The sequence below is a fragment of the Gryllotalpicola daejeonensis genome, assembly GCF_039538145.1.
In the GTDB taxonomy this organism is placed as follows: domain Bacteria; phylum Actinomycetota; class Actinomycetes; order Actinomycetales; family Microbacteriaceae; genus Gryllotalpicola; species Gryllotalpicola daejeonensis.
This window is the reverse complement of the sequence record NZ_BAABBV010000002.1, coordinates 37,133-62,140: the sequence shown is the minus strand read 5'-3', so window position 1 is coordinate 62,140 and position 25,008 is coordinate 37,133. Positions and strand designations below refer to the sequence as shown.

At 70.1% G+C, this 25,008-nt stretch carries 28 protein-coding genes; 18 read left to right on the top strand and 10 right to left on the bottom strand.

Going from position 1 to position 25,008, the window contains the following annotated elements; translation table 11 throughout:
• Positions 1-57: 57 nt before the first annotated feature.
• Positions 58-1,404, bottom strand: coding sequence for an MFS transporter (locus tag ABD736_RS13195; RefSeq protein WP_344792325.1), 1,347 nt, complete (start codon positions 1,402-1,404; stop codon positions 58-60).
• A 9-nt stretch (positions 1,405-1,413) separates the two neighbouring features.
• Positions 1,414-3,399: an acyltransferase family protein gene (locus tag ABD736_RS13190; protein WP_344792324.1), complete on the bottom strand. Its 1,986-nt coding sequence runs from the start codon at positions 3,397-3,399 to the stop codon at positions 1,414-1,416.
• A 181-nt stretch (positions 3,400-3,580) separates the two neighbouring features.
• Here ABD736_RS13190 and rpsO point away from each other — a divergent pair, with 181 nt between their 5' ends.
• The 4 genes from rpsO to ABD736_RS13170 all read left to right on the top strand — a co-directional run bounded on the left by rpsO (position 3,581) and on the right by ABD736_RS13170 (position 5,773).
• Entirely contained in the window at positions 3,581-3,850 is a 270-nt protein-coding gene (gene rpsO / locus ABD736_RS13185) for a 30S ribosomal protein S15 (RefSeq protein ID WP_344792323.1), read from the top strand.
• A gap of 123 nt (positions 3,851-3,973) precedes the next feature.
• Entirely contained in the window at positions 3,974-4,663 is a 690-nt protein-coding gene (locus tag ABD736_RS13180; protein ID WP_344792322.1) for a lysoplasmalogenase, read from the top strand.
• Positions 4,644-5,276: a hypothetical protein gene (locus tag ABD736_RS13175; RefSeq protein WP_344792321.1), complete on the top strand. Its 633-nt coding sequence runs from the start codon at positions 4,644-4,646 to the stop codon at positions 5,274-5,276. Before ABD736_RS13180 ends, ABD736_RS13175 begins: the two co-directional genes overlap by 20 nt.
• Complete coding sequence (locus ABD736_RS13170) at positions 5,276-5,773, top strand: VanZ family protein (protein ID WP_344792320.1); 498 nt, start codon at positions 5,276-5,278, stop codon at positions 5,771-5,773. Before ABD736_RS13175 ends, ABD736_RS13170 begins: the two co-directional genes overlap by 1 nt.
• Here the strand turns inward: ABD736_RS13170 and ABD736_RS13165 are convergent.
• Positions 5,755-6,657: a LysR family transcriptional regulator gene (locus tag ABD736_RS13165; protein ID WP_344792319.1), complete on the bottom strand. Its 903-nt coding sequence runs from the start codon at positions 6,655-6,657 to the stop codon at positions 5,755-5,757. The genes ABD736_RS13170 and ABD736_RS13165 overlap by 19 nt on opposite strands.
• 90 nt (positions 6,658-6,747) lie before the next feature.
• On the opposite strand from ABD736_RS13165, the gene ABD736_RS13160 reads away from it, so the two are divergent.
• The 4 genes from ABD736_RS13160 (at position 6,748) to ABD736_RS13145 (ending at position 12,569) form a co-directional block, all read left to right on the top strand.
• Positions 6,748-7,965 carry an MFS transporter gene (locus tag ABD736_RS13160; RefSeq protein ID WP_344792946.1) on the top strand — a complete coding sequence of 406 codons (1,218 nt, stop codon included), beginning with the start codon at positions 6,748-6,750 and terminating at the stop codon, positions 7,963-7,965.
• A 13-nt stretch (positions 7,966-7,978) separates the two neighbouring features.
• Positions 7,979-8,755, top strand: a complete 777-nt coding sequence (locus ABD736_RS13155) for a fructosamine kinase family protein (RefSeq protein ID WP_344792318.1) — start codon at positions 7,979-7,981, stop codon at positions 8,753-8,755.
• A gap of 228 nt (positions 8,756-8,983) precedes the next feature.
• The gene (locus ABD736_RS13150) at positions 8,984-11,236 is read left to right on the top strand and encodes a polyribonucleotide nucleotidyltransferase (RefSeq protein ID WP_344792317.1); all 2,253 of its coding nucleotides are present in this window, start codon (positions 8,984-8,986) and stop codon (positions 11,234-11,236) included.
• A 199-nt stretch (positions 11,237-11,435) separates the two neighbouring features.
• Positions 11,436-12,569 (top strand): aldo/keto reductase, encoded by a 1,134-nt coding sequence (locus ABD736_RS13145; RefSeq protein ID WP_344792316.1) that lies wholly within the window; start codon positions 11,436-11,438, stop codon positions 12,567-12,569.
• Between the two features lie 30 nt (positions 12,570-12,599).
• Here ABD736_RS13145 and ABD736_RS13140 read toward each other — a convergent pair whose 3' ends face one another.
• A complete protein-coding gene (locus ABD736_RS13140) occupies positions 12,600-13,214 on the bottom strand; it encodes a TetR/AcrR family transcriptional regulator (RefSeq protein WP_344792315.1) in 615 nt (204 codons plus the stop codon).
• A gap of 207 nt (positions 13,215-13,421) precedes the next feature.
• On the opposite strand from ABD736_RS13140, the gene ABD736_RS13135 reads away from it, so the two are divergent.
• Positions 13,422-14,777 carry a M16 family metallopeptidase gene (locus tag ABD736_RS13135; protein WP_344792314.1) on the top strand — a complete coding sequence of 452 codons (1,356 nt, stop codon included), beginning with the start codon at positions 13,422-13,424 and terminating at the stop codon, positions 14,775-14,777.
• Positions 14,774-15,376 carry a histidine phosphatase family protein gene (locus tag ABD736_RS13130; protein WP_344792313.1) on the top strand — a complete coding sequence of 201 codons (603 nt, stop codon included), beginning with the start codon at positions 14,774-14,776 and terminating at the stop codon, positions 15,374-15,376. Before ABD736_RS13135 ends, ABD736_RS13130 begins: the two co-directional genes overlap by 4 nt.
• 32 nt (positions 15,377-15,408) lie before the next feature.
• Here the strand turns inward: ABD736_RS13130 and ABD736_RS13125 are convergent, their stop codons facing one another.
• Complete coding sequence (locus ABD736_RS13125; RefSeq protein WP_344792312.1) at positions 15,409-16,317, bottom strand: LysR family transcriptional regulator; 909 nt, start codon at positions 16,315-16,317, stop codon at positions 15,409-15,411.
• A 92-nt stretch (positions 16,318-16,409) separates the two neighbouring features.
• On the opposite strand from ABD736_RS13125, the gene ABD736_RS13120 reads away from it, so the two are divergent.
• Positions 16,410-16,886, top strand: coding sequence for a carboxymuconolactone decarboxylase family protein (locus tag ABD736_RS13120; RefSeq protein ID WP_344792311.1), 477 nt, complete (start codon positions 16,410-16,412; stop codon positions 16,884-16,886).
• Between the two features lie 27 nt (positions 16,887-16,913).
• Positions 16,914-17,273 carry a nuclear transport factor 2 family protein gene (locus tag ABD736_RS13115; protein WP_344792310.1) on the top strand — a complete coding sequence of 120 codons (360 nt, stop codon included), beginning with the start codon at positions 16,914-16,916 and terminating at the stop codon, positions 17,271-17,273.
• A gap of 22 nt (positions 17,274-17,295) precedes the next feature.
• On the opposite strand, the gene ABD736_RS13110 is transcribed toward ABD736_RS13115, so the two are convergent.
• On the bottom strand, positions 17,296-17,808 hold the full coding sequence (locus ABD736_RS13110; RefSeq protein WP_344792309.1) for a pyridoxamine 5'-phosphate oxidase family protein: 513 nt from the start codon (positions 17,806-17,808) through the stop codon (positions 17,296-17,298).
• A gap of 84 nt (positions 17,809-17,892) precedes the next feature.
• Here ABD736_RS13110 and ABD736_RS13105 point away from each other — a divergent pair, with 84 nt between their 5' ends.
• Positions 17,893-18,402 (top strand): winged helix-turn-helix transcriptional regulator, encoded by a 510-nt coding sequence (locus tag ABD736_RS13105; protein ID WP_344792308.1) that lies wholly within the window; start codon positions 17,893-17,895, stop codon positions 18,400-18,402.
• Between the two features lie 4 nt (positions 18,403-18,406).
• On the opposite strand, the gene ABD736_RS13100 is transcribed toward ABD736_RS13105, so the two are convergent.
• Positions 18,407-18,886 (bottom strand): GNAT family N-acetyltransferase, encoded by a 480-nt coding sequence (locus ABD736_RS13100; RefSeq protein ID WP_344792307.1) that lies wholly within the window; start codon positions 18,884-18,886, stop codon positions 18,407-18,409.
• A 25-nt stretch (positions 18,887-18,911) separates the two neighbouring features.
• Between ABD736_RS13100 and dapB the strand changes: the two genes are divergently transcribed.
• Genes dapB through ABD736_RS13085 form a run of 3 tightly spaced genes read left to right on the top strand, consistent with a single transcriptional unit; the run spans position 18,912 to position 20,701 of the window.
• Positions 18,912-19,676 (top strand): 4-hydroxy-tetrahydrodipicolinate reductase, encoded by a 765-nt coding sequence (gene dapB, locus ABD736_RS13095; protein WP_344792306.1) that lies wholly within the window; start codon positions 18,912-18,914, stop codon positions 19,674-19,676.
• Entirely contained in the window at positions 19,673-20,155 is a 483-nt protein-coding gene (locus ABD736_RS13090) for a tetratricopeptide repeat protein (RefSeq protein ID WP_344792304.1), read from the top strand. The genes dapB and ABD736_RS13090 overlap by 4 nt, the downstream gene beginning before the upstream one ends.
• 9 nt (positions 20,156-20,164) lie before the next feature.
• Entirely contained in the window at positions 20,165-20,701 is a 537-nt protein-coding gene (locus ABD736_RS13085; RefSeq protein WP_344792303.1) for an adenine phosphoribosyltransferase, read from the top strand.
• 9 nt (positions 20,702-20,710) lie between these two features.
• Here the strand turns inward: ABD736_RS13085 and ABD736_RS13080 are convergent, their stop codons facing one another.
• The 3 genes from ABD736_RS13080 to ABD736_RS13070 form a co-directional block, all read right to left on the bottom strand.
• Entirely contained in the window at positions 20,711-21,142 is a 432-nt protein-coding gene (locus tag ABD736_RS13080) for an OsmC family protein (RefSeq protein WP_344792302.1), read from the bottom strand.
• A gap of 71 nt (positions 21,143-21,213) precedes the next feature.
• Entirely contained in the window at positions 21,214-21,702 is a 489-nt protein-coding gene (locus ABD736_RS13075; protein WP_344792301.1) for a DUF4395 domain-containing protein, read from the bottom strand.
• A gap of 42 nt (positions 21,703-21,744) precedes the next feature.
• Positions 21,745-22,197: a TlpA family protein disulfide reductase gene (locus tag ABD736_RS13070; RefSeq protein WP_344792300.1), complete on the bottom strand. Its 453-nt coding sequence runs from the start codon at positions 22,195-22,197 to the stop codon at positions 21,745-21,747.
• 97 nt (positions 22,198-22,294) lie between these two features.
• Here ABD736_RS13070 and dapA point away from each other — a divergent pair, with 97 nt between their 5' ends.
• Entirely contained in the window at positions 22,295-23,272 is a 978-nt protein-coding gene (gene dapA, locus ABD736_RS13065) for a 4-hydroxy-tetrahydrodipicolinate synthase (protein WP_344792299.1), read from the top strand.
• A 44-nt stretch (positions 23,273-23,316) separates the two neighbouring features.
• Positions 23,317-24,993, top strand: a complete 1,677-nt coding sequence (locus tag ABD736_RS13060; RefSeq protein ID WP_344792298.1) for a ribonuclease J — start codon at positions 23,317-23,319, stop codon at positions 24,991-24,993.
• The last annotated feature ends 15 nt before the right edge of the window (positions 24,994-25,008 follow it).

Genomic DNA, 25,008 nt, shown 5'->3' with positions numbered 1-25,008 from the left:
GACGCAAGAGCCCCGGGCTTTCCGCCCGGGGCTTTTGCGTACCGCCTGTGTGCCTGGCTACGCGACCGGGTGCAGTGCGTCGTATTCGCGGAACGACCGCTGCGCGCGCACGAGCAGGAAGATCAGGACGACGATCAGGATGCCGCCGAGCACCGGCCCCGGCCACAGCGCGACCGCGATCGTGCTCATGAGCCCGATGTAGAGGTCGCCGACGCGCGGGCCGGCCGTCACGACGACGATGAAGACGCTCTGGATGCGGCCGCGCATGGCATCGGGCGCGGCCGCCTGCAGGATCGTGCCGCGGAAGATCGCGCTCACGTTGTCGGCGCCGCCCGCGACGAGAAGTGCGGCGGCCGCGGCGACGAGCGCCGGCCAGTGCACGTCGCCCCACTGCTGTGAGACGCGCCCGTGGCCCCCGGTCGTCTGCACCAGCAGCACGATGCCGAAGGCCAGCATCGCCGCGCCGTACACCGTGATCGCCCGGCCGACCGCGCGGCCCTGCGCGCGCACGTGCCCGAGCGGGCCCGAGAACACGCTCGACAGCAGGCCGCCGACCGCGTATGCGGCGGTCAGCACGCCGACGGTCACGGCGCCCCCGCCGATCAGCACGGCGCCGGCGGCGGGGAACAGAACGCGCGGCTGGCCGAAGGTCATCGCGATGATGTCGGCGATGAACGAGGTGCGGATGTTCGCCGCCCGCCGCAGGAAGCGTGCGCCCTCGAGCAGCGAGCGCAGGCCGGGCCGTTCGGCGCCGGGCTCCGGCACGATCGGCGGCAGCAGCACGACGGCGAGGAACGCGCAGGTGAAGGTGACGACGTCGATCGAGAAGGTCGGCGCGTAGCCGACCGCGGCCACGAGCACGCCCGCCACCGCGGGGCCGACGGTGATCGAGATCGCGGCCGAGATGCCGCCCAGCGCGGCCGCCGCGGGCAGCAGCCCGGGGCGCAGCAGGCGCGGGGTGATCGCAGTGTCCGCCGACGAGAACACCGTCGCGCCCACCGTGTTGAGCATGGTGAGCACATAGAGCGGCCACACCGTCTCGTTGTGCAGCCAGGCGAGCGCGCAGATGCCCGCCGTCGACACCCACGCGACGAGCGCCGAGATCAGTGCGACCCTGCGGCGGTCGAAGACGTCGGCGAGCATGCCGCCGTAGATCCCGAACACGACCATCGGGCCGAGCGCGAACAGCGCGACGAATGAGACGGCGAGCGTCGAGTGGGTCAGGTCGTAGATCTGCAGCCCGACCGCGACGACGGTGATCTGGCTGCCGATGCCGGCGATGGCATTGCCTGCCCACAGGCGCGCGAACTCGGGGCTCTCGCGCAGGGGAGCGATGTCGACGAACAGCGAGCGGCGGCGGGTCTCAGCGGGGGCGGCAGGGGCGGGATGGTCCGGGTCGCTCACCGATCAAGGCTACGGCAGGTAAGGCGCGAGCTTCGTCTTGAGCGGTGCCGACAGCTTGCTCGCGTAGCTGGCCGTCAGGTGGTGCGAGTCGCGGTAGACGAGCGTGTCGCCGACGATCGCCGGACACGTGTCCGCGCAGAAGTACTGGGTGAGGTCGACGATGTCGGCCCTGGTCGACGCGGCCGCGCGGTACGCCGCGACGCGCCCCGGCGAGCTCAGCGCCTTCGCCGCCGAACGCGCGCACGCATCGGCGTCGTCGACGTGCTGCGACAGGCACTCGATCGGGCTCGTGCCGAAGTCAGGACTGTCGGCGAGCAGCAGCACGCGCGACTGCGCCGGCAACCGGCTGATCGTGTCGGCAAGACCATCGGCCCACGTCTTCTCGGCGTCCCTGCCCTTGGGCAGCTCCTCGTTGGCGTAGTCGGCGAGCACGATGACGGCGGGCGGATCGGCATTCAGTTGCTCGAGCACCTTCTTCCGCCAGGCGTCGCACGAGGGGTACGGGCCGCCGTCGCGCACGTGCGTGATCAGGGTCGAGGCGCAGCCGCTCTTCGTCTGGGTGACCAGCCGGTCTCCTGAGGACACGACTGCCTGCTGCAACCCGGGTGCCCACTGCGCTGCGGCCGAGTCGCCCCACAGCACCACGGTCGGCGCGTCGTCCGGGCCGAAGCTGCATGGCTTCGGCCGCGACGTCGAGAAATCCAGCTCGCACCCGTCCGCGTACAGCGACGGGTTGTCGTTCGGCGCCGCGGCAAGCGACGGCTTCAGGTTCTTCGGCACGAAGCCGGTGGCCTTCACCGGCGCCGTAGGGGTCTGATCGGCGACGGCGCGCCCTGTGTGCAGGGGCGGGTTCGCGGTCATGATGATGGCGATGGCGGATGCTGCGGCCAGCACCCCGCTGCCACCGAGGGCCGCCAGCAGGCTGCGACGCGGTCCCGCCTCGGCGAGGACGCGCGCATGCCGAACGGGGTTCTCGAGCAGCCGGTACATGAGCCAGGCGAGCGGCACGGCGAGCAGTGCCAGGGCGACCTTCACCGACAGCGGCAGCGGGTTCTCATACCCCACGGCTGCCTGTGGCAGTTGCTCGAGCGGCCAGTGCACCAGGTAAAGCGAGTACGAGATCGTGCCGAGGAACACGAGCGGCTTGAGCGACAGCAGTGCCCCGACGGAGCCGCGCACGGACACGCCGCCCGCCGCAATCACCGCGGCCGCAGACATCACGGGCAGCAGCGCCGCTGCCCCGGGGAACACCGTGTCTGCGGTGAACAGCGTGCACGCGGCGACGATCCCGGCGAGCCCGGCCCAACCGAGCAGGCGGGCGACCCACGGTGGCAGCAGCCGAGCCACCGCCGGCGCGGCGAGGGCGAGCAGGCCGCCGGCCGCGAGCTCCCACGCGCGCGGCCACAGGGCGAAGAACGCCCATGGCTGGTTCGTCCGGGTGAGAACGAGCCCCGCGGCAAAGGATGCGGCGGCGAGTACTCCGAGAACCCCGGCCACGGCGCCGCGGCGCCGACGCAGCACGAACCACGAGACCCCGAGTAGGGCAGGCCAGAGCAGATAGAACTGCTCCTCGACGCCGAGCGACCAGTAGTGCTGGAACACCGACGGCGTCGTGTTCGCGAGATAGTCGGTGCCGCGGGCCGCGAAGACATAATTCGGCGCGTAGACAGCGACGGCTGCGGCATCCGTCATCGCCCGCGACCTCAGTGTGGGCGGAACGCACAGCAGCACGCCGAGCGCGGTCAGCACGAGCACCGCGAGTGACGCGGGCAGGATGCGGCGGGCGCGGCGCGCGTAGAAGTCGGCGAAGCCGACGCGCCCGGTGTCCCCGAGCCGACGCGCGAGCTGGCCCGTGATGAGGAACCCTGAGACCACGAAGAAGATGTCGACGCCGACGTAGCCGCCGCCCACCCCCGGTACGCCCGCGTGGTCCATGACGACCGCCCCGACCGCCAATGCTCGCAGACCCTGGATGTCCCATCTCGTCCCCCGCATGCGGCACATGATGCCAAGCGAAGGTGGCCGAAGTGCTCAGGAGGGCGTCGAGGCCGGCCCCCATCGAGAGCGGCGCTTCTGCTCTGTTAGACTGTGAAGGTTGCCGTCCAACGGCCGCGGAATAAGAGAGCTCAGGCATCCTGCCCCGGGCACCGCGCAACGAGAGAAAGGGGATCCATTCATGGCACTTGATGCAGAGGCCAAGAAGGCGATCATCGACGAGTACGCTACCCACCCCGGTGACACCGGATCCCCTGAGGTCCAGGTCGCGATCCTCACCAAGCGGATCAAGGACCTGACCGAGCACCTCAAGGAGCACAAGCACGACCACCACTCGCGTCGTGGTCTGCTGATCCTGGTCGGTCACCGTCGCCGCCTGCTGGGTTACCTGCAGGAGATCGACATCGCGCGTTACCGCGCGCTGATCGAGCGCCTGGGTCTGCGTCGATAAGACGCCTTCACGGCTTCACAGGGCCGCTACCCGTTTTCGGGTGGCGGCCTTTGTGATTTCAGGGGATGCCTGACCGCAGCGCCCTTCGGCTACCGGTCACCGCCCGGCTAGTATCCCCTCACCATGCGAACAAAGACGTTCCTGTCGTACGTGCCGTACGCCCTCGCCGCCCTGATCAACCTCGGCGCGAATCTCGCTCACGCCACCGCGGTCGCCACGGGCGCCCAGTGGCTCCTCATGCCGCTGCTCGTCCTTGCGGTGCTGCAGGCCATGCGCCCTCTGCGGAACCCGGTGACGCCCTGGCTCATCGCGGCGCTGGTCTTCTCGTGGGGCGGCGACGTGCTGCTCGGCGTCTCGTTCGCGCTCGGGCTCGGCTCATTCCTGCTGGCGCACGTCTGCTTCATCGTGGCGTTCACGCGGCGCACGGTGCGGGGCGGCAACCCCGAGTGGCGGCCGCGCCGTATCTGGCCCTACGTCGCGCTCTTCTTTGCGCTGCTCAGCCTTGTCGTCACGCACGTCGGCGCCATGCTTCCGGCCGTCATCGTCTACGGACTCGCGCTGTGCACGATGGCCTGCGTCGCGGGCTTCACCTCACGAGTGCTCGAGCTCGGCGGCGTCGTGTTCGTCGTCTCCGACGGGCTGCTCGCGGTGCACCTCTTCCGTGCCGACCTGCACGTGCCGCAGGCGAGCTTCTGGGTGATGCTCACCTACATCGCGGCCGAGCTGCTGCTGGCCATCGGTCTCACACGTGCCGTGCGGCGTGCGCCCAGCCCCGCTCCACTAGCGTTGCAGGATGCCCAGGCCACGTCGTAAGCCCTTCCTGCGCTGGGCTCCGCTGCCCTGGCTCGTGCTGGTGCTGCTCATGCTCGTGACCGGCTCGCTGCACGACATCGGCGCGGACGCCCTATACGTCGTCGGCATCGTCGTCACGGTGCTCTTCGTCGTCGCGCTCATCATCGGCATCACCGTCGCCGCCCGTCGTCGCGGCCCGAATTTCACCGCGGAGGGCCACCTGGCGCGGCTCGAGGGACTCGAGCTCATCGAGGCGCCTGCGGCGGGGCATCCGATCACCGTCGCCGACGTCCGGCGGCACCAGATCTCGATCGGCGCCGCGCTCGCGCGCTCGACGCGCGAGCCGCGCGCGATCCTGGTGCCTGACGTCGGCAACTGGTGGAACCGGCGCTCGGACATCGGCGTGTACCTGCTGTCCGACCACGACTTCCACCACGTCGGCCGCATCGGCGATCAGGCGCAGGTCGCCTGGCAGCGCGAGCTCGATGAGCTGCGCGCTCAGGGCCGCTTCGCCGTCGTGCCTGCGGTCGTCACGGGAGTGGCGCCGAAGTTCGCCGTCGATGTGCGCTTGGAGGGCCTGCGGGCGGTGGAGGCCGCCGGCGCCGGCGCGACCGAACCCGGGGTGACCGCCTGATGTTCCGCCGCCACCCCGTTCTCGCACCGCTCACGCTCATCTATCTCGCGATCGTCGCGTGGGTGACCCTCGGACCGCAGCCGCTGGATCACCGCGGGGCCCACTGGGTCTACGTGCTGCTGCACGAGGGGCGCCTGCTCACGCAGTCGCACTGGCCGAGGCTCGCGGCGCAGCTGACCTACGCGCACGCCGAGTTCGCCGGCAACATCCTGATGTTCCTGCCGATCGGCCTGTTCCTCGTGCTGCTTCTCGGTCGCCGGTTCTGGTGGGCCGCCGTGCTGCTCTGCGTCGCGCTGACCGGGGCCATCGAAACCGCGCAGCGCTTCATCCCGGGCCGCGTGTCCGACGTGCGCGATCTCGTCGCGAACAGCGTCGGCGGAATCGTGGGCGTCATCATCGCGCTGATCGTGACGATCCCGGCATACCGTCGCGAGAGCGATCGCCATCGCATCCGCGAGCTCGAGGCAGAGCTCTCGCGCTACCGCAACGTGGCCTGAGCCGTCAGGGTTCCTCGCTTCGTGGCGAGAACCTCGAGCAGCGCGTTCGCCGCGGCACCCCGGCGCGCCGACGCGATGACCGACAGCACCCAGCGCGGCCCATCGCGCAGCGGAACGGCGACGACGCCGCGGGCATCGACGGATGTGACGGTGGGCACCACCGCGATGCCGAGCCCCGCTGCGACGTAGCGCGGCACTGCGGGCAGCTCGGGCACGTCGGCGATGACGGTGCGCGGGCGACCGAGCGCCTCGAACGCCCGGTCGACGGCCACACGGTTGCCGAAGCCGGGCGGGGTGTCGACGAAGCGCTCGTCCGCCAGCGCGGCAAGCGTGACCGTCTTGCGTGCGGCGAGCGGATGCCCGGCGGGCAGCACCGCGACGAATCCGGTCTCACCGATCTCGACGCTCTCGAGGCCCTGCAGCTCGTTGCGCGGCATGCCGACGAGCGCGACGTCGAGCCGGCCATGCCGCACGTCGTCGAGCAGCCCGCTGGAGCCGGTCGGCGAGACGGCGAGACGCAGGTTGACGAGCGGATTGTCGCGGTGGAAGCGGCCGATGAGCTGCGGCAGGTCGAGGAACTCGAGACTCGAGAAGATGCCGAGCCGCACGCGGCCGCGCAGGCCGCCGGCCTCCGGTGCCGCTGCGCTGCGGATGCGGTCGATGGCCTCCAGCGCCTCGAGGGCGTCGGCGAGCGTCGACTCACCGAGGGCGGTCGGCTCGACCGAGCGGGTCGAGCGCTCGAAGAGCGGCGCGCCCAGCTCCGCCTCGAGAGCGCGCACGGCTGCAGAGACGGTCGATTGGGCAGCGAACAGCCGGCGGGCGGCACGGGTGAAGCTGCGCTCCTCGGCGACGGCGGCGAAGATCTCGAGCTGACGGGCATCCACGCAGTCATTATCGAGGAATTCGATTGATCTGTTCAATGATCTTCGCTGGTGCTGATGAATATCGCGGCTCAGGATGTGGTTGTGACGAGCATGAGCACCGTGTCAGCACACACGACCGCCGCCCCGAGCCGGGCGGCGCACCACACCGGTTTCTGGATCGTCGCAGGGGCGTTCCTCTTCTCGATGGCGTTCACGACCGTGCCGACGCCGCTGTACCCGATCTACGAGCAGCGCGACGGCTTCGGGGGCTTCGTCGTCACTCTCGTGTTCGCGGCCTACGCCGTCGGCGTCATGGCGGCGCTGTATCTCGCGGGTCATGTCAGCGACTGGCTGGGGCGCCGCAGGCTGCTGATCGCGTCTGTCGCGATCGAGGCGATCGCGGCAGTGCTGTTCCTGGTCTGGAACGCCCTCCCTGGCCTGCTCACGGCGCGCTTCGTGTCGGGCATCGGCGTCGGAACTCTGACGGCGACGGCGACGGCCTACCTCGCCGAGCTGCGCGCGGTGTCGCACCCCGGTGAGCCGCGCGCGAAGGCGGCGACCGCGGCGACGGTGATCAACACCGGCGGCCTGGCCCTCGGCCCCCTCATCGGTGGCCTGCTCGCCCAGTTCCTGCCGGCTCCGGTCGTCACGCCGTTCGCGGTGTTCCTCGTGCTGCTGGTCGTGGCGCTCGGCCTCGTGCTGTTCGTGCCAGAGACCGTCGACGTCGCGGGCAGCCGCCGCCGCTACGCGCCGCAGCGGGTCAGCGTTCCGGCCGAGGCGCGAGCGACCTTCGCCGCGGCCGCCATCGGGGCGGCGGCCGCCTTCAGCGTGCTCGGCTTCTTCACCGCGCTCACCGCGAGCATCGTGGTGGGGCTGCTGCACCTCGGCGGCCACCTCGTCGCCGGCGCCGTGGTGTTCGGCGTGGTCGGCGCGAGCGCCACGTCGCAGTTCGCACTGGCGCGGGTCGAGGGCCGCCGCAAGCTGCAGCTGGGTGTCGCGCTCATGGTGATCGGGCTCGCGCTCGTCGCGATGGTCGGCCTCGCGCCATCGCTCGCTCTGCTGATCGTCGGAGGCGTGATCGCGGGGTCTGGGGTGGGGCTCGTCTTCACGTCGTCCATCGGCGTGGCCGCAGCATCCGCTCGCCCCGACAACCGCGGCGAGGTGCTCGCCGGAATGTTCCTGGCCGCCTACGCGGGCCTCACCGTCCCCGTGATCGCGGTCGGCGTCGCGCTCGCGTTCTTCCCGATCCCGAACGTGCTGGTCGTGTTCGCCCTGGTGGTCCTCGTGATCGTGGTGCTCGCGGGGGTTCCCCTGCTGCGCCGTCGCTGACGAGACTGGGGGAGTGGACACCCTCGTCAAAGAGAACCCGGACGCGCCAGAGGGCTTCTTCGAGTCGGAGGCCGCCGGCCTGCGCTGGCTCGCCGAGGCGACGGAGGGCGGTGGCGCGCGCGTCGTGGCGGTGATCGACGTCTCGCCGGCGCACATCGAGCTCGAGCGCATCCACGCCGCTCGCCCCACACCGGAGATGGCGCGCGCATTCGGTGCGGCGCTCGCGCGCACGCACGATGCCGGGGCGGATGCCTTCGGAGCACCGCCTCGCGGCTGGCAAGGCCCGGGCTTCATCGGAAAGAGGCGACAGCTCTACGCCACCGAGACGCGCTGGGGCCTGTTCTACGCACGCGAGCGCGTGCTGCCGTTCCTCGAGATCGCCGAGCAGGCCGGCAGCGTGACGGCGACCGAAGCCCGCAGCATCCGCGCCGCCTGTGAATTGGTCGCGCGCGGCGAGTTCGACGACGACCAGCCGCCCGCTCGCATTCACGGCGACCTCTGGAACGGCAACCTGCTGTGGGACGAGGCCGGGGGAGTGCTGATCGACCCGGCCGCGCACGGCGGCCACCGCGAGACGGACCTCGCGATGCTCGCGCTGTTCGGGGCGCCGCACCTCGGCGACATCGTCGCGGGGTACGAGTCGGTTCACCCGCTGGTCGAGGGCTGGCGCGAGCGGATTCCCGTCCACCAGCTGCACCCGCTCGCGGTGCACGCCGCGGGCTACGGCCGTGGCTACGGCGTCGAGCTCGCCGACGCGGCGCGCAGAACGCTGGCGCTCCGGGGCCGGTGAGGGGCCGCCTGATAAGATCTCAGCCGTAGGGGCAGGCCGACAGGGAGCTGGTCCTCGGTGGTGGATTTCGGAAGCGCGCAGCACTGCGCGGCATCCGCGCTCTTCTACTGGTGGCCAGCATGAGTTCGAGGAACATCGCCTCGTGCTCACTCCTGTCCGATCCCTGCTCCTCGTGTACGCCCGCGTCCGCAACACGGCGGCGCGGAACCACAAAGGAGTAAGACCTCGATGGAAGGTCCCGAAATCAAGTTCGCCGAAGCCGTTCTCGACAACGGCAAGTTCGGCAAGCGCGTCGTCCGGTTCGAGACCGGCCGCCTCGCGCAGCAGGCGCAGGGCGCCGTCGCCGCCTACCTCGACGAGGAGACGATGCTGCTCTCCGCGACGAGCGCGAGCAAGCACCCCAAAGACCAGTTCGACTTCTTCCCGCTGACGGTCGACGTCGAAGAGCGCGCATATGCCGCCGGCAAGATCCCCGGCTCGTTCTTCCGCCGTGAGGGCCGCCCCTCGACCGAGGCGATCCTCGTCTGCCGCCTCATCGACCGCCCCCTGCGCCCGTCGTTCGTCGACGGCCTGCGCAACGAGGTCCAGATCGTCATCACGGTCCTCTCGATCGCGCCCGACGAGTTCTACGACGCTCTCGCGATCAACGCGGCGTCGGCCTCGACGCAGATCTCGGGCCTGCCGTTCAGCGGCCCGATCGCGGGTGTGCGCCTCGCCCTCATCGGCGACCAGTGGGTCGCCTTCCCGAAGCACAGCCAGCTCTCCGAGGCCGTGTTCGACATCGTCGTCGCCGGCCGCGTGGTCACCGACGCCGAGGGCAACGAGGACGTCGCGATCATGATGGTCGAGGCGGAGGCTACCGAGCACAGCTGGGACCTCATCCAGGCCGGTGCCACCAAGCCCTCCGAAGAGGTCGTCGCGCAGGGCCTCGAGGCGGCCAAGCCGTTCATCAAGACCCTCGTGGAGGCGCAGGCGAAGCTCGCCGCGCAGTCCGCGAAGGAAGTGCAGGACTACCCCGTCTTCCTGCCCTACACCGACGAGACCTACGCGGCCGTCGAGTCGCTCGCGCTCGCCGACCTCGGCCCCGTCTACCGGATCGCCGACAAGATCGAGCGCCAGGACGCCGACGACGCACTCAAGGCGCGCGTCAAGGAGGCCATCGCCGCGAAGGTCGAGGCGGGCGAGCTGCCCGAGTCGGCCATCAACGAGGTCTCCGCCGCCTACAAGTCGGTCTCGAAGAAGGTCATGCGCGGCCGCGTGCTCAGCGAAGGCATCCGCATCGACGGTCGCGGCCTGCGCGACATCCGGCCGCTCGACGCCGAGGTGCAGGTCATCCCGCGCGTCCACGGCTCGGCGATCTTCCAGCGCGGCGAGACCCAGATCCTGGGCGTCACCACGCTGAACATGCTCAAGATGGAGCAGCAGATCGACTCGCTGAACCCCGTCACGAGCAAGCGCTACCTGCACCACTACAACTTCCCGCCCTACTCGACCGGTGAGACCGGCCGCGTGGGCAGCCCCAAGCGCCGCGAGATCGGCCACGGCTTCCTCGCGGAGCGCGCGCTCGTCCCGGTGCTTCCCGCCCGTGACGAGTTCCCCTACGCGATCCGCCAGGTCTCCGAGGCCCTCGGCTCGAACGGGTCGACCTCGATGGGCTCCGTCTGCGCCTCGACGCTCTCGCTGCTCAACGCGGGTGTGCCGCTGAAGGCGCCGGTCGCGGGTATCGCGATGGGCCTCATCTCCGAGACGGTCGACGGCGAGACCAAGTTCGCCGCCCTGACCGACATCCTCGGCGCTGAGGACGCCCTCGGCGACATGGACTTCAAGGTCGCCGGCACCAGCGAGTTCGTCACCGCCATCCAGCTCGACACCAAGCTCGACGGCATCCCGTCGTCGGTCCTGGCCGGCGCGCTGCAGCAGGCGCACGACGCCCGCATCACCATCCTCGGCGTCCTGAACCAGGCCATCGAGGGCCCCGACGAGATGGCGCCGACGGCGCCGCGCGTCATCAGCGTGCAGATCCCGACCGACAAGATCGGCGAGCTGATCGGCCCGAAGGGCAAGACGATCAACGCCATCCAGGACGAGACCGGCGCAGAGATCTCGATCGAAGAGGACGGCACCGTCTACATCGGCGCGACCGACGGCCCGAGCGCAGAGGCCGCGCGTGCGCAGGTCAACGCGATCGCGAACCCGACCAACCCCGAGGTCGGCGAGCAGTTCCTGGGCACGGTCGTCAAGATCGCGACCTTCGGTGCGTTCATCTCGCTGCTGCCCGGCAAGGACGGCCTGCTGCACATCTCCGAGGTGCGCAAGCTCGCCGGCGGCAAGCGCGTCGAGAACGTCGAGGACGTGCTCGGCGTCGGCCAGAAGATCCTCGTCGAGATCACCAAGATCGACGACCGCGGCAAGCTCTCGCTCGCTCCGGTGATCGCCGAGGCCGAGGCTGCCACGCCCGCCACGGAGGGCGCGGCCGAGTAAGGCGCGTCGCTTCGCAGACGAACGGATGCCTGCTCCGACACTGTCGGGGCAGGCATCCGTCGTTGTACCGCACCGGGCACTGGCCGGTGTGCGAACTTTTCGTAACGCTTACGCGATTCACCGCGCCCCGTGTCGGAGGTCTGACATAACCTCAGCGTGAGAGCGGCGGTGGGGCTGCTCTCACGGGAAGGGGGCCCGCATGAGCGATTACTCGCCGGTCGGGGCGCGCGAGCACATCAGTCACACGGGGCGGGGGGCTCTGACGAGCCGCGACGCGGAGTTGAGCGGGGCTGCGGGCTCCGGCTCGATCTTCGCCGCCGACGACGCCGCGTTCACGCGACCGGTGCCGATCGTCGCCGAGCGCCGGCTCGCTGACACCGAGCTGACGACGTTCCCGTTCGCGCTCGGCACTGCCCGTCTCGCGGCCGTCGACGACGTCGTCGCCGGCCGCATCCTGAATCGGTTCGCGGTGCGCGGTGGCAGCCTCTACGACGTCGGCGACGAAGACGGCTCCGGTCGCAATCAGGAACTGGTCGGCCGCTGGCTGGGGTCAGAGCGGCTGAGCAAGGCGCTGACCGTGCTGACGCCCGCCGTGCAGCGCGATGGTGGTCGCGCGAGCGGCGCCAACCGCGTCGTGCGCGCGGTCGAGGCGTCGTTGCGCGCGCTGCGCCTCGAGCGTGTGGATCTCTTGATGCTCGACCTGCGTGAATCGGCAGAGCTCGGGCTCGCCATCGACGAGGTGCTCGGCGCCGCCGACGAGCTCGTGCGTGCGGGAAAGGTGCGCTACCTGGGTGCGACAGGTGCCACCGGGCAGCAGCTGCTCGAGGCGCGCGTGCTCGCCGGCAACGGCCTGCCGCGGCTGTCGGCCATCCGCCTGCCGTGGGCCATCACCGACAAGGTCGGCGACGCCGCCGAGGTGCGCATGGGCGCCGCCGCCCAGCAGCTCGGAATCCTCCCCGATGCGACGACCGCCTCGCTTGCGCTCACCAGCCCCTCGCTGCCGCCCAAGGTGCTCGCGAGCCGTGGCGCGCGGCTGAGCCAGGCGGCGGGCGCCCGCATCGCGAAGCCTGAGCGCGAGCGCGCCATCGGGGTGTTCGCGAGCCGCGGTCGTGAGCACCGCATCGCCGTGGCACTCGACCGCGTCTCCGCAGAGCTTGACGTGCCGCCCGCGACGACGCAGCTCGCCTGGCTGCTCGCCAAGCGCGGGGTGGTCGCGCCCATCGTGAGCGTGACCCGTGCCGAGCAGGTCGATGTGCTGATGGACGCCGCGGCGGTGCGTCTCACCCGGGCGCAGATGCTCGAGCTCGACCGCTCGGTCGAGACGCTGCGCTGAGCCGCGGCGGCGGCCCGAACCGAGCCTTGCCTACGCCGTGCGCAGGTGGGTGCCGGAGCCCGCGGAGCGCTCGGCGATGATGCGCTCGACCGCGCGTGCGAGCGCGCGATAGGCGCGCTCGGGGTCGCCGACATTGCTGCCAGACAGGGCGCCGTCGCGGAACAGGATGAGGTCGTCGATCGCGTCCTCAGGGGCAGGGTGGCCCAGCTCGGTCACGAGCTCGGCGACGACCGAGCGCTCCCAGGCGCGGTGCCTGGCGACCGCCTGCCGAACGGGGTGGTCGACGTCGCTGAACTGCGCCGCGGCGTTGATGAACGGGCAGCCGTGGAATCCGGTGCGCACCGCGATCTGCCCGATCAGCGCCGCGAGGGCCCGCAGCACGCTCGCCGGGTCCGTCAGGTTCGCCCGCGCCTCGTCGACCAGGTTCTTCGCCCGGTAGTGCCGCCCCTCGACGTACGCGACGATCAGCAGGTCCTTGGAGCGGTAGTGCTTGTAGAAGGTGGCCTTCGTGACGTGAGCCTCATTGATGATGCGGTCGACGCCCACGGTGTGGATGCCCTCGGTGTAGAACAGCCGGTCGGCGACCTCGAGGATCTTCAACTTCGCAGGGGCGGGTGGACGAGGGGCGACAGCTGCGGGGATCATTCAGCGAGTCCTTCTGAAGGGCTGTGAAAGTGCTGGTCGTGGGGGAAATCCAGCGCGGGGGTAAAGGTGGTGCGAGGTCGCCAGTATATCTAGACCGGCGGCTTGGAGTCCTCACTGCGGGGGACAAGGCCTTTCCGCGTGTCACAACTTCGGGGGACGGGGCCGGGCGGTGCGGCCCGCTCGGCGCGCGCCATAGAGTGGTCGGTGATGAACGGCGCCGTGACACTTCCGCTCGACCAGGCCGAGCTGGCGTTCGCGGCATCCGGCGACGCTCTGGTGCGCCGCACCGTGCTGCCGAACGGCGCGCGTGTGCTCAGCGAGCGCGTGCCGGGCGCACGGAGCGCGACGGTCGGCTTCTGGGTGACCGTCGGCTCGCGTGACGAGACCGGCGCCGATGCCGGGCACAGCGCGAGCTTCGGCTCGACTCACTTCCTCGAGCATCTCCTCTTCAAGGGCACGCAGACGCGCACGGCCCTCGACATCGCGGTCTCGTTCGACGCCGTCGGGGGCGAGCACAACGCGGCGACGACCAAGGAGTACACCTGCTACTACGCCAAGGTGCAGGACAAGGACCTGTCGATGGCGGTCGAGGTCATCGGCGACATGATCACCGCGAGCCTGATCGACCCCGACGAGTTCGACAACGAGCGCCAGGTGATCCTCGAAGAGCTCGCCATGGCCGACGACGACCCGGCGGATGTGGCGAGCGAGCAGCTCTACAAGTCCGTGCTGGGCGGGCATCCTCTCGGTCGCCCCATCGGCGGTGACCCCGCAACCATCCGCACCGCGACCCGCGACGGCGTCTGGCAGCACTATCGCGCGACTCATCGGCCCGAGCATCTCGTGATCGCCGCGGCCGGTGCGGTCGACCACGACCGCCTCGTCGCCGACGTCACGGCGGCGCTCGCGCGCGGCGGGCTCGATGAGCCGGGCACGCCTGCGCCGCGGCGGCCGATAGAGCCGGCCGAGCTGGGGTACCGATCCTCCGTGGTGACCATCACGCGACCGGTCGAGCAGGTGAACCTGCTTCTGGGCGTGCCCGGTCTCGTCGCAACCGACGAGCGCCGCACGACGCTCGCCGTCTTGAACGCGGTGTTCGGTGGCGGCATGTCGAGCCGGTTGTTCCAAGAGGTGCGGGAGAAGCGCGGGCTCGCGTACTCCGTGTATTCGTTCGCGTCGGGGTTCGCGGATGCCGGGCTGTTCGGCGTCTACGCGGGGTGCGCGCCGCACAAGGCCCCGCAGGTCGTCGAGCTCGTGCGTGCAGAGCTCGAGCGGATCGCGGAATACGGCATCACCGGCGAGGAACTGCGTCGTGCGGTCGGCCAGCTCTCTGGCGGATCCGCGCTCGCCCTCGAGGACTCCGACACGCGCATGACGCGCCTCGGCCGCGCCGAGATCACCATGGGGGAGTTCAGCGACCTCGACGAGAGCCTGCGCCGTCTTGCGCTGGTGACGGCAGGCGAGGTGCAGGAGCTCGCCGCCGAGTTCGCGGCCGTGCCGCCCGCGCTCGCGGCGGTCGGCGACGTGCAGCCCGAGGCGTTCGCAGGGCTGGGCCTCGGATGACGCACTATCTCTACCTCGTCCGCCACGGCGAGCAGCAGGACGCAGAGCATGGCATGCAGGACGGCCCCCTGTCTCCGCGTGGCGTTCGCCAGGTGCGGATGCTTGCCGACCGCCTCGGCGGCGTGCCGTTCACCGGCGCCTATCACTCGCCGCTCACCCGCGGCGAGCAGACGGCGAAGGTGCTTGCCGAGCGCCTTCCGGCGATCGACCCCGAACCGTCGAACCTGCTCTTCGACTGCATCCCGTCCGGCCCCGAGCCCGGCACGCCCAAGTCGTTCGAGCCGTTCTTCCACGGCGTGAGCGAGGCGCAGATCGAAGCCGGCCATGCGCAGATGGACGACGCCGTCGCCGAGTTCCTCTCGCCCTCGCGCGCCGACCACCACGACCTGTTGATCACGCACAACTTCGTGATCGCCTGGTTCGTGCGCGAGGTGCTGGATGCCCCGACCTGGCGGTGGCTCGGCCTGAACGCCGCGAACGCCTCGCTCACCGTGATCCGCCACCGCCCGGCGAAGAAGCCCGAGCTGCTGGTCTTCAACGACCTCGGGCACCTGCCCGCCGAGCTGCGCACGGGCCTGCCGGAGGTGCTGCCCTTCTAGGCGTCGTCGCCCGAGCTGGCGTGAGGCGAACGTCAGTGCGGGGCCGCGGGCGTGATCGAACGGGAGGAACCCGATCGCGCGGCGTCCAGCCTGTCGAGGAATGCCCGCGCAGCGAGCATCGGCGCCGGCCGGTGGAGGACGCCGAGCTTGGAGCCCCACTCGTCGTCGGCGATACGGAGCGTGACGAGCTCGTCCCAGCCGAGCGCCGTCGTCGAGCTGACGATGCCGACGCCGAGCCCTCGGGAGGCGAGCGCCGCCACATACGTCGGAGACGCGACCTCCCAGCGCGGCGCTCGAAGCGCCCCGACTCGACTCAGTGCTCGGTCGAGTGCTGAGCGCGCGCCCGTGCCGACCGGCAGCGCGATCAGGTCCGCGCGGGCCAGCTCGGCGAGCCGCACGCGCGTGCGTGCCGCCCAGGGGTGGTCGCGCGCGACGACGGCGACGAGCACGTCGTCGAACACGACGTCGACCTCGAGCCCGTCGGGGCTGTCGCCCGACCAGGCAGCGAAGGCGACGTCGAGCGCTCCCGAGCGCACCTGGCTGATGAGATCGTCGGACTCACCTTCCTGAACGCGGATGTCGACGCCCGGGTGCTGGGCATGGATGTCGGCGAGTGCGTCGAACAGCGGGCCCCATGCGAACCCCGTCACCGTGCCGACGCGCAGCGAGCCGATGACGAGCCCACGAAGGGCGTTCGCGGTCTCGGCCACCTCGTCCACCGCCGCGACCGCCGCACGCGCCTGCGCCACCACCCGCTCGCCCTCCGGCGTCAGGGTGACCCGACGCGCCGAGCGATCGAAGATCGTCACCCCGAGCTCGCGCTCGAGCTTCTGCACCTGTGTGCTGACGCCGGACTGGTGAACCCGGACCGCCGCGGCGGCCGCGGTGAACGACCCCTGCTCGACGACGGCGAGCACGTACCGCAGCTGATGCAGTTCCATGCGCAGAAAGCATAGTTTCCATGTGAATCAATTGTTGGACAGATGGGATGCCCCGGCCCGACGCTGGTCGTGAGGAAAGGATCACCACGAACATGACCACGACCACCGTCGACATCCCGGTGCGGCTCGACGTCGACGCCGCCGCACCCGTGTTCTCCAAGGCTCTCGCCGCTCTCGACGCCTCCGCGACGCGCGAGCTCGACGCCGCCGGCATCGAGCCCGGCCTGCGTGAGCTCGTCCGCTTGCGCGCATCGCAGCTCAATGGGTGCGCATACTGCGTCGACCAGCACACCAAGGCGGCGCTCGGCGCGGGCGAGCCGGTCGGTCGCGTCGCCGCGGTGAGCGTCTGGCGGGAGTCGCCGTTCTTCACCGCGCGCGAGCGTGCCGCGCTCGGCCTGACTGACGCCATGACTCGTGTCGCCGAGACGCACGTCTCTGACGCTGACTGGCGCGAGGCCGCGGCGTTCCTGAGCCCTCCAGAGCTCGGCGCGCTCATCGCGCTCATCGTCGTCATCAACGCCTGGAACACCGTCGGCGTCACCGCGCGTCCGTGGGCGCCCGAGCTCTGACCCCGAGGGCAGAGAGGAGAGTCCGAGATGTCCGACACCGACCGCACCCGTGAGGCAGTGACGGCCTATTTCGACGCCTGGCGCGCCCGCGACTTCGACCGGCTGCGCACCGTGCTCGACCCTGCCGTCAGCTTCGTGGGCCCGCTCGGAACCGCTGACGGGGTCGATGAATGCATCGCCGGCCTGCAGGGAATGGCTGAGCGGATCATGGTCGACCTCGTGCTTCGCGCCCGCGTCGTCGACGGCTCAGACGCGATCACCTGGTTCGACCTCGTCACCGCTCGCACCGCGCCGATCCCGACCGCCAACTGGAGCCACGTCGAGCACGGTCTGATCACGCGCATCCGCGCCGCTTTCGACCCGAGGCCGCTGTTCGCAGCCGGCTGAGCTGCCTGACGGATTCCGCCGATCAGAAGCGATAGTTCGTCTGACTGAACGGGTCGCCCTTGGAGTGGGCGAACGCCTTGGTCGGCGTGACCTCGAAGGGCACCAGCGGGAACTCCCGGTCTCGGAAGTCGTCCAAGCGACCCTCGAGCACTCGAAGCTTCCAGCGCCCGTCCCAGCGGGACGCATAGAGCTCGACCACCTCGCGCAGCACTGCCTCGTCGGTCACGGGTGCAGCCACGCCCTCGACGACGACGTCGAGGCCGCACTCCCAGGCGGTGTCGCCGGCGAGCACCAGGACGTGCGGGTTGGACTCGAGATTCGTGTGCTTGACCTCGGGCGCACCGGTGTGGAAATACACCTTGTCGTCGCGCACCACCGGCGTCATCGGCGTCGAATGCGGCCGGCCGTCCGGTCGCACGGTCACGATCCACGCGACCTCCGCGGCGGCCAGACGCGCCACGGCCTGCTTCCAGGGCACGGCATCTGCCGCCGGGTCGCTGTAACGCGAATCGATCCGTTCGCTCGTCGGCTCCATTGCCTCTCCTCAACTGAAACTGATTGCGGTTTGAAAGCGGTGACCCCAAGCTAGCAGTTCCGATTGCAAACTACAATCAGACTCATGGCGAACCCAGGCGTAGGCGAGCACCGTTCCGGCTGCCCGATCAATCTGTCGATCGAGGTACTCGGCGACAAGTGGTCACTCGTCGTACTGCGCGACGTGATGTTCGGCGACCGGCACTACTTCCGCGAGCTGCTGACGGGCTCCGAAGAGGGGATCGCGTCCAACATCCTGGCCGACCGGCTCCGCCGCCTCGTGGCGAACGGCCTTCTCTGGACATCGGACGACGCGAGCCACAAGCAGAAGATCCGCTACAGCCTCACGGAGGCCGGCATCCAACTCGTCCCCGTAATGGCAGCGCTGGGCTCGTGGGGGCGGCGGCACCTGCCCGCGAGCCACGAGCTGTCGGTCCGCGCCGAGGTGCTAGAGCGGGGCGGCCCCGAGCTCTGGGAACGGTTCATGGATGAGTTGCGAGAGCAGCATCTCGGCACGCCACGACGTGCAGGTCAGGCATCCGTGTTCGCCGAGTTGAACACCGCCTATGCGGCTGCCATCGCCACGGCGCCCTGAGTGCCTACGCGAGGTCCTTGCGGAACCACGTCGTCGCGTTGCCGTTGTCGTTGTAGGCGGGGATCGAGAGGTAGCCGCTCGAGGTGTAGAGGTTGTTCGCGGCGACAAGGCTCGCGTTCGTGTCGAGCACGATCGAGGTGGCGCCACGCGCCGCGGCCCGGCGCTCGAGCTCAGCGAGCAGCGCACGGCCCGTCCCGCGGCCCCGCCCGGCATCCGCGACCCACAGGTGCTTGACCTCCCACACGACGCGAGGCGCGCCGAGCACGTCGTCGGGCAGGCGGCGGATGCCGCCGCACCCGATCGCGACGCCGCCGTCATCGAGGGCGATCAGGAACTCGCCCGCGGGCGGGGTGAAGGCCGTAGGGTCCGGCAGCTTCACGACGTAGCCGTCGGCAACGGGGAAGGTCGCCGAGCGGTACGCGAAATAGTCACTCAGCAGCTGCTGGGCACGCTCGTCGGTGACCGGTACGGATTCGAAGGGCACGAGACCCAACACTAAACTCGAAGCCATGACGATCCGCGTGGCCGTGGTCGGTGCGACCGGCAAGCTCGGCTCGGCGGCGACGGCGCTGCTTGAGCGCACAGAAGGTTTCGAGGTGGTTGCGCGGCTCGGGTCGTCGAGCGAGCTCGACGAGATGCTGGGGTCGGCGGATGCCCCGAGCGACGTGGTTCTCGACGTGACGCTGCCGCAGGTGAGCCCCGGGGTCGTCGACTTCGCGGTCACGCACGGCCGCAACGTGGTCGTCGGCACCTCCGGCTGGTCGGCTGAGCGACTCGCGACGCTGAACACACTGCTCGGCAGGCACCCCGAGCGCGGCGTCGTGGTCATTCCCAACTTCTCGCTCGGCAGTGCGCTGGGCACGGCGTTCGCGGCCGCCGCGAGCCGCTTCTTCGACGCGATCGAGATCGTCGAGACGCATGGCGCGGGCAAGATCGACTCGCCGTCGGGCACCGCGGTGCGCACGGCCGAGCTGATCCAGGCCGCGCGCGGCGAGCTCGGGCCGGTGGCCGCACCGCACATCGACCAGCGGGCGCGCGGGCAGCAGGTCGGCTCGGTGCCGATCCACAGCCTGAGGCTGCCCGGCGTCTCCGCCCGGCAGGAGGTCACCTTCGGCGCCGACGGCGAGACGCTCGTGATCAGCCACAACGTCATCAGCCCGAGCGCGTACTCCGCGGGCATCCTGCTCGCGCTGCGTGCCGCCACCGACCGCACCGGACTCACGGTCGGTCTCGACGCGCTCATCGACCTCGGGATCGCCGCGGGCGAGCGATGAAGAACCGCTTCGCCGCGCTGTTCATGGCGGTGCTGCTGCTGCTCTACATCGTCGTCGCGGGGCAGCGGGCCGTGCTGCTGTTCGAGGGCGGCACGGCGCTCGGCATCGCCGGTGGCTGTGCGCTCATCGTCTTCCCGCTGATCGCGATCTGGGCATTGGGCCGTGAGCTGTGGTTCGGGTTCCAGACCGAGAAGCTCGTGAAGGTGCTGGCGGCAGAGGGGGCCCTTCCCGTCGAGACCGCGGTCACGGCATCCGGTCGCGCCGTGCGCGAGGTCGCCGACGAGGAGTTCCCGCGTTACAAGGCCGAGGTAGAGGCGGCGCCGGAGAGCTGGCGCGCCTGGTTCCGTCTGGGACTCGCGTACGACGCCTCTGGGGACCGCCGCCGCGCGCGCTGGGCGCTGCGCGAGGCCATCAAGCTGTCGCGCTCCGCCGTTAGTGACCAGCAGCCGAAGGCCGCGTCTCGAAGCGATCGCCCGTAGGCTTCCTGCGTGACTCTCAGCAGCGAAGCCGCCCTCGTCGACGGACTCATCGAGGCGATCCCCGACTTCCCGCAGAAGGGCGTGACGTTCCGCGACCTCACCCCCGTCTTCGCTGACGGCGCGGCCCTGAAGGCACTCGCGACGGCGCTGACTCGGCCGTTCGAGGGCCACTTCGACTCGATCGGCGGCCTGGAGGCGCGCGGATTCCTGATCGCGGGCGCCGCCTCGGTGGTGAGCGGCGCCGGCGTGCTCAGCGTCCGCAAAGCGGGCAAGCTGCCGCGGGCCGTGCTCAGCCAGGAATACGCCCTCGAGTACGGTACGGCCGCGTTCGAGGTGCACGTGGGCCAGTTGCCGGCAGGCAGTCGGGTGCTCATCATCGACGACGTGCTCGCGACCGGGGGCACGGCCCTCGCCGCGGTCAACCTGATCGAGCGGGCCGGCTGGCACGTCGCGGGGTTCGCCGTCGCCCTCGAGCTCGACGGCCTCGGCGGCCGGTCGAAGCTCGAGGAGCGCGGCGTCGAGACGTTCTCGCTGCTTCAGTACTGAAGCGGGGTGTTACGAAGCCAGCGTGGCTTCGAGGGTGATCGTGATTCCGGCGAGGGCCTTCGAGACGGGGCATCCAGCCTTCGCGGCGGCGGCGATCTGCTGGAACTCGTCCTCAGAGATGCCGGGCACCTCGGCGTCGACGACGAGGTGGCTGCCCGTGATGCCGCCCTGCGACGGATCGAAGGTGACGGCGGCCTTCGCCGACACGCGCGTCGCGGTGTGACCCGCCGTCGCGAGCTCGTTCGAGAACGCCATGGCGAAACAGCCCGCGTGCGCGGCCGCGATCAGCTCTTCCGGGGTCGAGACGCCGTTCTCGCCCTCGGAGCGCGCCTTCCAGTTGTACGAGAAGGTCGCGAGCTGGGACGAGTCGAGGGTGATCTGCCCGCTGCCGCTCGGCAGATCGCCGTTCCAGACAGCCGAAGCTTCGCTCGTGAGTGCCATGTTGTGCCTCCTTGGATTGTCGGCCACGGCCGTCGACCGCGGTCCTCGTTCAGCCTAGGAGGGCGTGGCGGCTAAGCGGCAGTCCCTGCGCCGCGGCGGATGAGGCCGGCGCGCACGAGCAGCAGGTAGATCTGGCAGCCGAGGCAGTAGCCGAACACCGAGTTGAGGAAAGCGGCGACGAAGGCCAGCGCCGCAGCGATCACGACGATCACCGGGAACCAGATGCCGAGGATGACGCCGAGGCCGGTGATGATGAGCCCGACGAGCTGCGCGAAGGTCGGCGGAGCCGGGTCCTCGAGCTCGGTCGGCGCTGCGAGTCGGGGCCGCAGCACCGCACGATAGAGCGCGCCGTACGGGTGCTTCTGCACGCCGGCCACGGCACCCCACAGGAACAGAACGGCGATGACGGCGAGCAGGATCCAGGCGGCGAGCTGAAGCCCGACCAGCCCCAGCACGAGGTCGACGGCGAGCAGCACTGCCGTGATGCCGGCCGAGAAGCGGGGCCCGCGGGGGTCGATGCCCTGGGTTCCGGGCAGAGGGCGAAGATCAGGCTGCGACACGGTCGTCTCCAGTTCGGTCGAGCGCCGCCTGCGGCGGCGCGGCTAGGCGGCTCGGGTTTCGCCGAGCAGGATTTCAGCGAGGGATGCCTCGAGCTCAGGCCGCTTCGGAGCGCCGCCGATCCGCGCGCGAACGGCGCCGCTGCCGTCGAGCACGAGAGTCGTCGGCGTCTGCAGAACGTTGAAGCGCTGCGCGAGCTCGGGGGAGTGGGTCAGGTCGATGTCGATGTGCTCGACGCCGTCGTTCCTCTCGGCGAGCGCACCCAGCACGCGGCGCGTGGCGGGGCAGTAGGCGCAGAACTCCGTCGAAAACTGCAGCAGGGTCGCCTTCTCGCCGAAGGGAGCGTCTGTGCCGACATCCGCCGGCGTCACGACGTTGTCGCTCGTCGCGCGCGCGGGCGTCGTCACGCGGCCCGTACGCGCCTTCCAGATCAGGCCGACGACGGTCGTGACGGCGATGAGGCCGACGACCGCGAGGACAGCTTCCAGAGGGGACATACCGCTATTAACGGTACGCGGCGTGGAGCGCGAGCGCAGGGCGCGTGACGAATAGTGACGGAAGTCGCAGACAGCTCGAACCGGTAATCTGAATGCCATGCAGGCCGCTGAGAACCCCTTCGGCCAGGTGCTCACCGCCCTGGTCACCCCGATGACCGCCGACGGCGAGGTCGACTGGGCCGGGTTCGAGAAGCACGTCGACCACGTCGTCGCCAACGGCTCAGACGGACTGATCGTGTCGGGCACGACCGGCGAGACCTCGACGTTGACCGACGCCGAGAAACTGCGCGCCATCGAGGTGGCGAAAGACGTCGCCGCCGGCCGCGCGAAGATCATCCAGGCGGGCGGCTCGAACGAGACCGCCCACGCGATCCAGCTCTACAAGAAGAGCGAGAAGCTCGGCATCGACGGCATCATGATCGTCACGCCGTACTACAACAAGCCGACCCAGGCGGGCGTCCTGACGCACTTCCGGCTCATCGCCGACGCGACCGACCTGCCGGTCATCCTGTACGACATCCCTGGCCGCACCGGCATCCCGATCACCTACGAGACCCTGGTGCGCGCGTCGAAGCATCCGAACATCCGCGCCGTCAAGGACGCGAAGGGCAACTTCGCCGAGGTGAGCCGGGTGCTCAACAACACCGATCTGCTCTACTTCTCCGGCGACGATGCCAACGTGCTGCCGCACCTCGCGATCGGCGCGGCGGGACTGGTCGGGACGACCTCGAACATCACCTCGCGCCCGTACCGCATCATCGTCGACGCCGTGAACCGGGGCGATCTCGCGACGGCGACCACGCAGCACAAGAAGCTCGAGCCGCTGGTGCGCGCGGTCATGACGCACGTGCCGGGAACGGTGGCCGTCAAGTACATCCTGCACGGGCTCGGCCGCATCGAGTCGCCGCGGGTGCGCCTGCCGCTCGTCGGCCCGGAGGACTTCGAGGCAGCCATCATCGAGGACGAGCTCGACCTCGTGCGCGACGTCGAGGGCGTCGACTTCCGCAACTTCCGCCCCGACCGCAACGCGGCCGCGGGCGGCGCACTGCCCAAGGTCGCCGGCACCACCCGCTGAGCGCGACGCCCGGGCAGGCATCCGTACCCAAAAGAGAAGGACTCATGGCAGAAGCCGTCTTCGATCCGCCCGCACTCGAGCCGCACACGCTGCGGGTCTTCCCCACCGGCGGCCTCGGTGAGGTCGGGCGCAACATGACGGTGTATGAGATCGACGGGAAGATCCTCATCGTCGACTGCGGCGTGCTCTTCCCGGAGCCCGACCAGCTCGGCGTCGACCTGATCCTTCCCGACTTCGGGCCGATCAGGAATCGCCTCGACGACGTGATCGGCATCGTTCTCACGCACGGCCACGAAGACCACATCGGCGCGGTGCCCTACCTGCTCAAGCTGCGCGGTGACATCCCGCTGATCGGCTCGGGGCTGACGCTCGCGCTCGTCGAGGCGAAGCTCAAAGAGCACCGCATCAAGCCGTACACGCTGCAGGTCAAAGAAGGCGACGTCGAGACGCTCGGGCCGTTCACGCTCGAGTTCATCGCGGTCAACCACTCGATTCCGGATGCTTTGGCCGTCGCCATCACGACGTGGGCCGGCGTCGTGCTGCACACCGGCGACTTCAAGATGGACCAGCTGCCCCTCGACGGCCGTCTGACCGACCTGCGCGCCTTCGCCCGCCTTGGCGAGAACGGGGTCGACCTGTTCCTGCCCGACTCGACGAACGCCGACGTGCCGGGCTTCACGCCGATCGAGCGCGAGATCGGCCCGGTGATCGCGAATGTGATCGCGAACGCGCCGCGACGCGTCGTCGTTGCGAGCTTCTCGAGCCATGTGCACCGGGTGCAGCAGGTGCTCGACGCCGCGGCGCAGAACGGCCGCCGGGTGGCCCTGCTCGGGCGCTCGATGGTGCGCAACATGGGCATCGCCGCCGAGCTCGGGTACCTCAAGGTGCCCGACGGCGTGCTGATCGACTACAAGAAGGCCGCCGACCTCCCTGACAACAAGATCGTCTACATGTCGACCGGGTCGCAGGGCGAGCCGATGGCGGTGCTCGCGCGCATGGCGAACCTCGACCACCAGATCGAGCTGGGGCCCGGCGACACGGTGATTCTCGCCTCGAGCCTGATCCCCGGCAATGAGAACTCGGTCTATCGGGTGATCGACGGGCTGACGAAGCTCGGTGCGACGGTCGTGCACAAGGGCAACGCCAAGGTGCACGTCTCCGGCCACGCGTCGGCCGGCGAGCTGCTGTACTGCTACAACATCCTGAAGCCGACGTTCGTCATGCCCGTGCACGGCGAATACCGGCATCTGGATGCCAGCGCGAAGCTCGCGCGTCAGACCGGCATCCCCGCGGACAACACGATCCTCGCCTCGAACGGCACGGTCGTCGACCTGCACGAGGGCGTGGCGAAGGTGGTCGGCCAGCTCGACATCGGCTACGTCTACGTCGACGGGTCGAGCGTGGGCGAGATCACCGACGCCGACCTCAAGGACCGCCGCATCCTCGGCGAAGAGGGCTTCATCTCGGTGATCGTCGTCGTCGAGGCCGCGAGCGGCCGCATCGTCGCCGGGCCCGAGATCCACGCGCGCGGCTTCGCCGAGGACGACGCCGTGTTCGACGACGTCAAGCCGAAGATCGCCGCTGCGCTCAAGGAAGCCGCAGGCAACGGGGTACGCGACAACCACGCGCTCACCCAGCTCGTGCGCCGCACGGTCGGCCGCTGGGTGAACACCAGCTACCGCCGTCGGCCGATGATCGTGCCGCTGGTCATCGAGGCCTAGCCGCTCCGCTGGTCG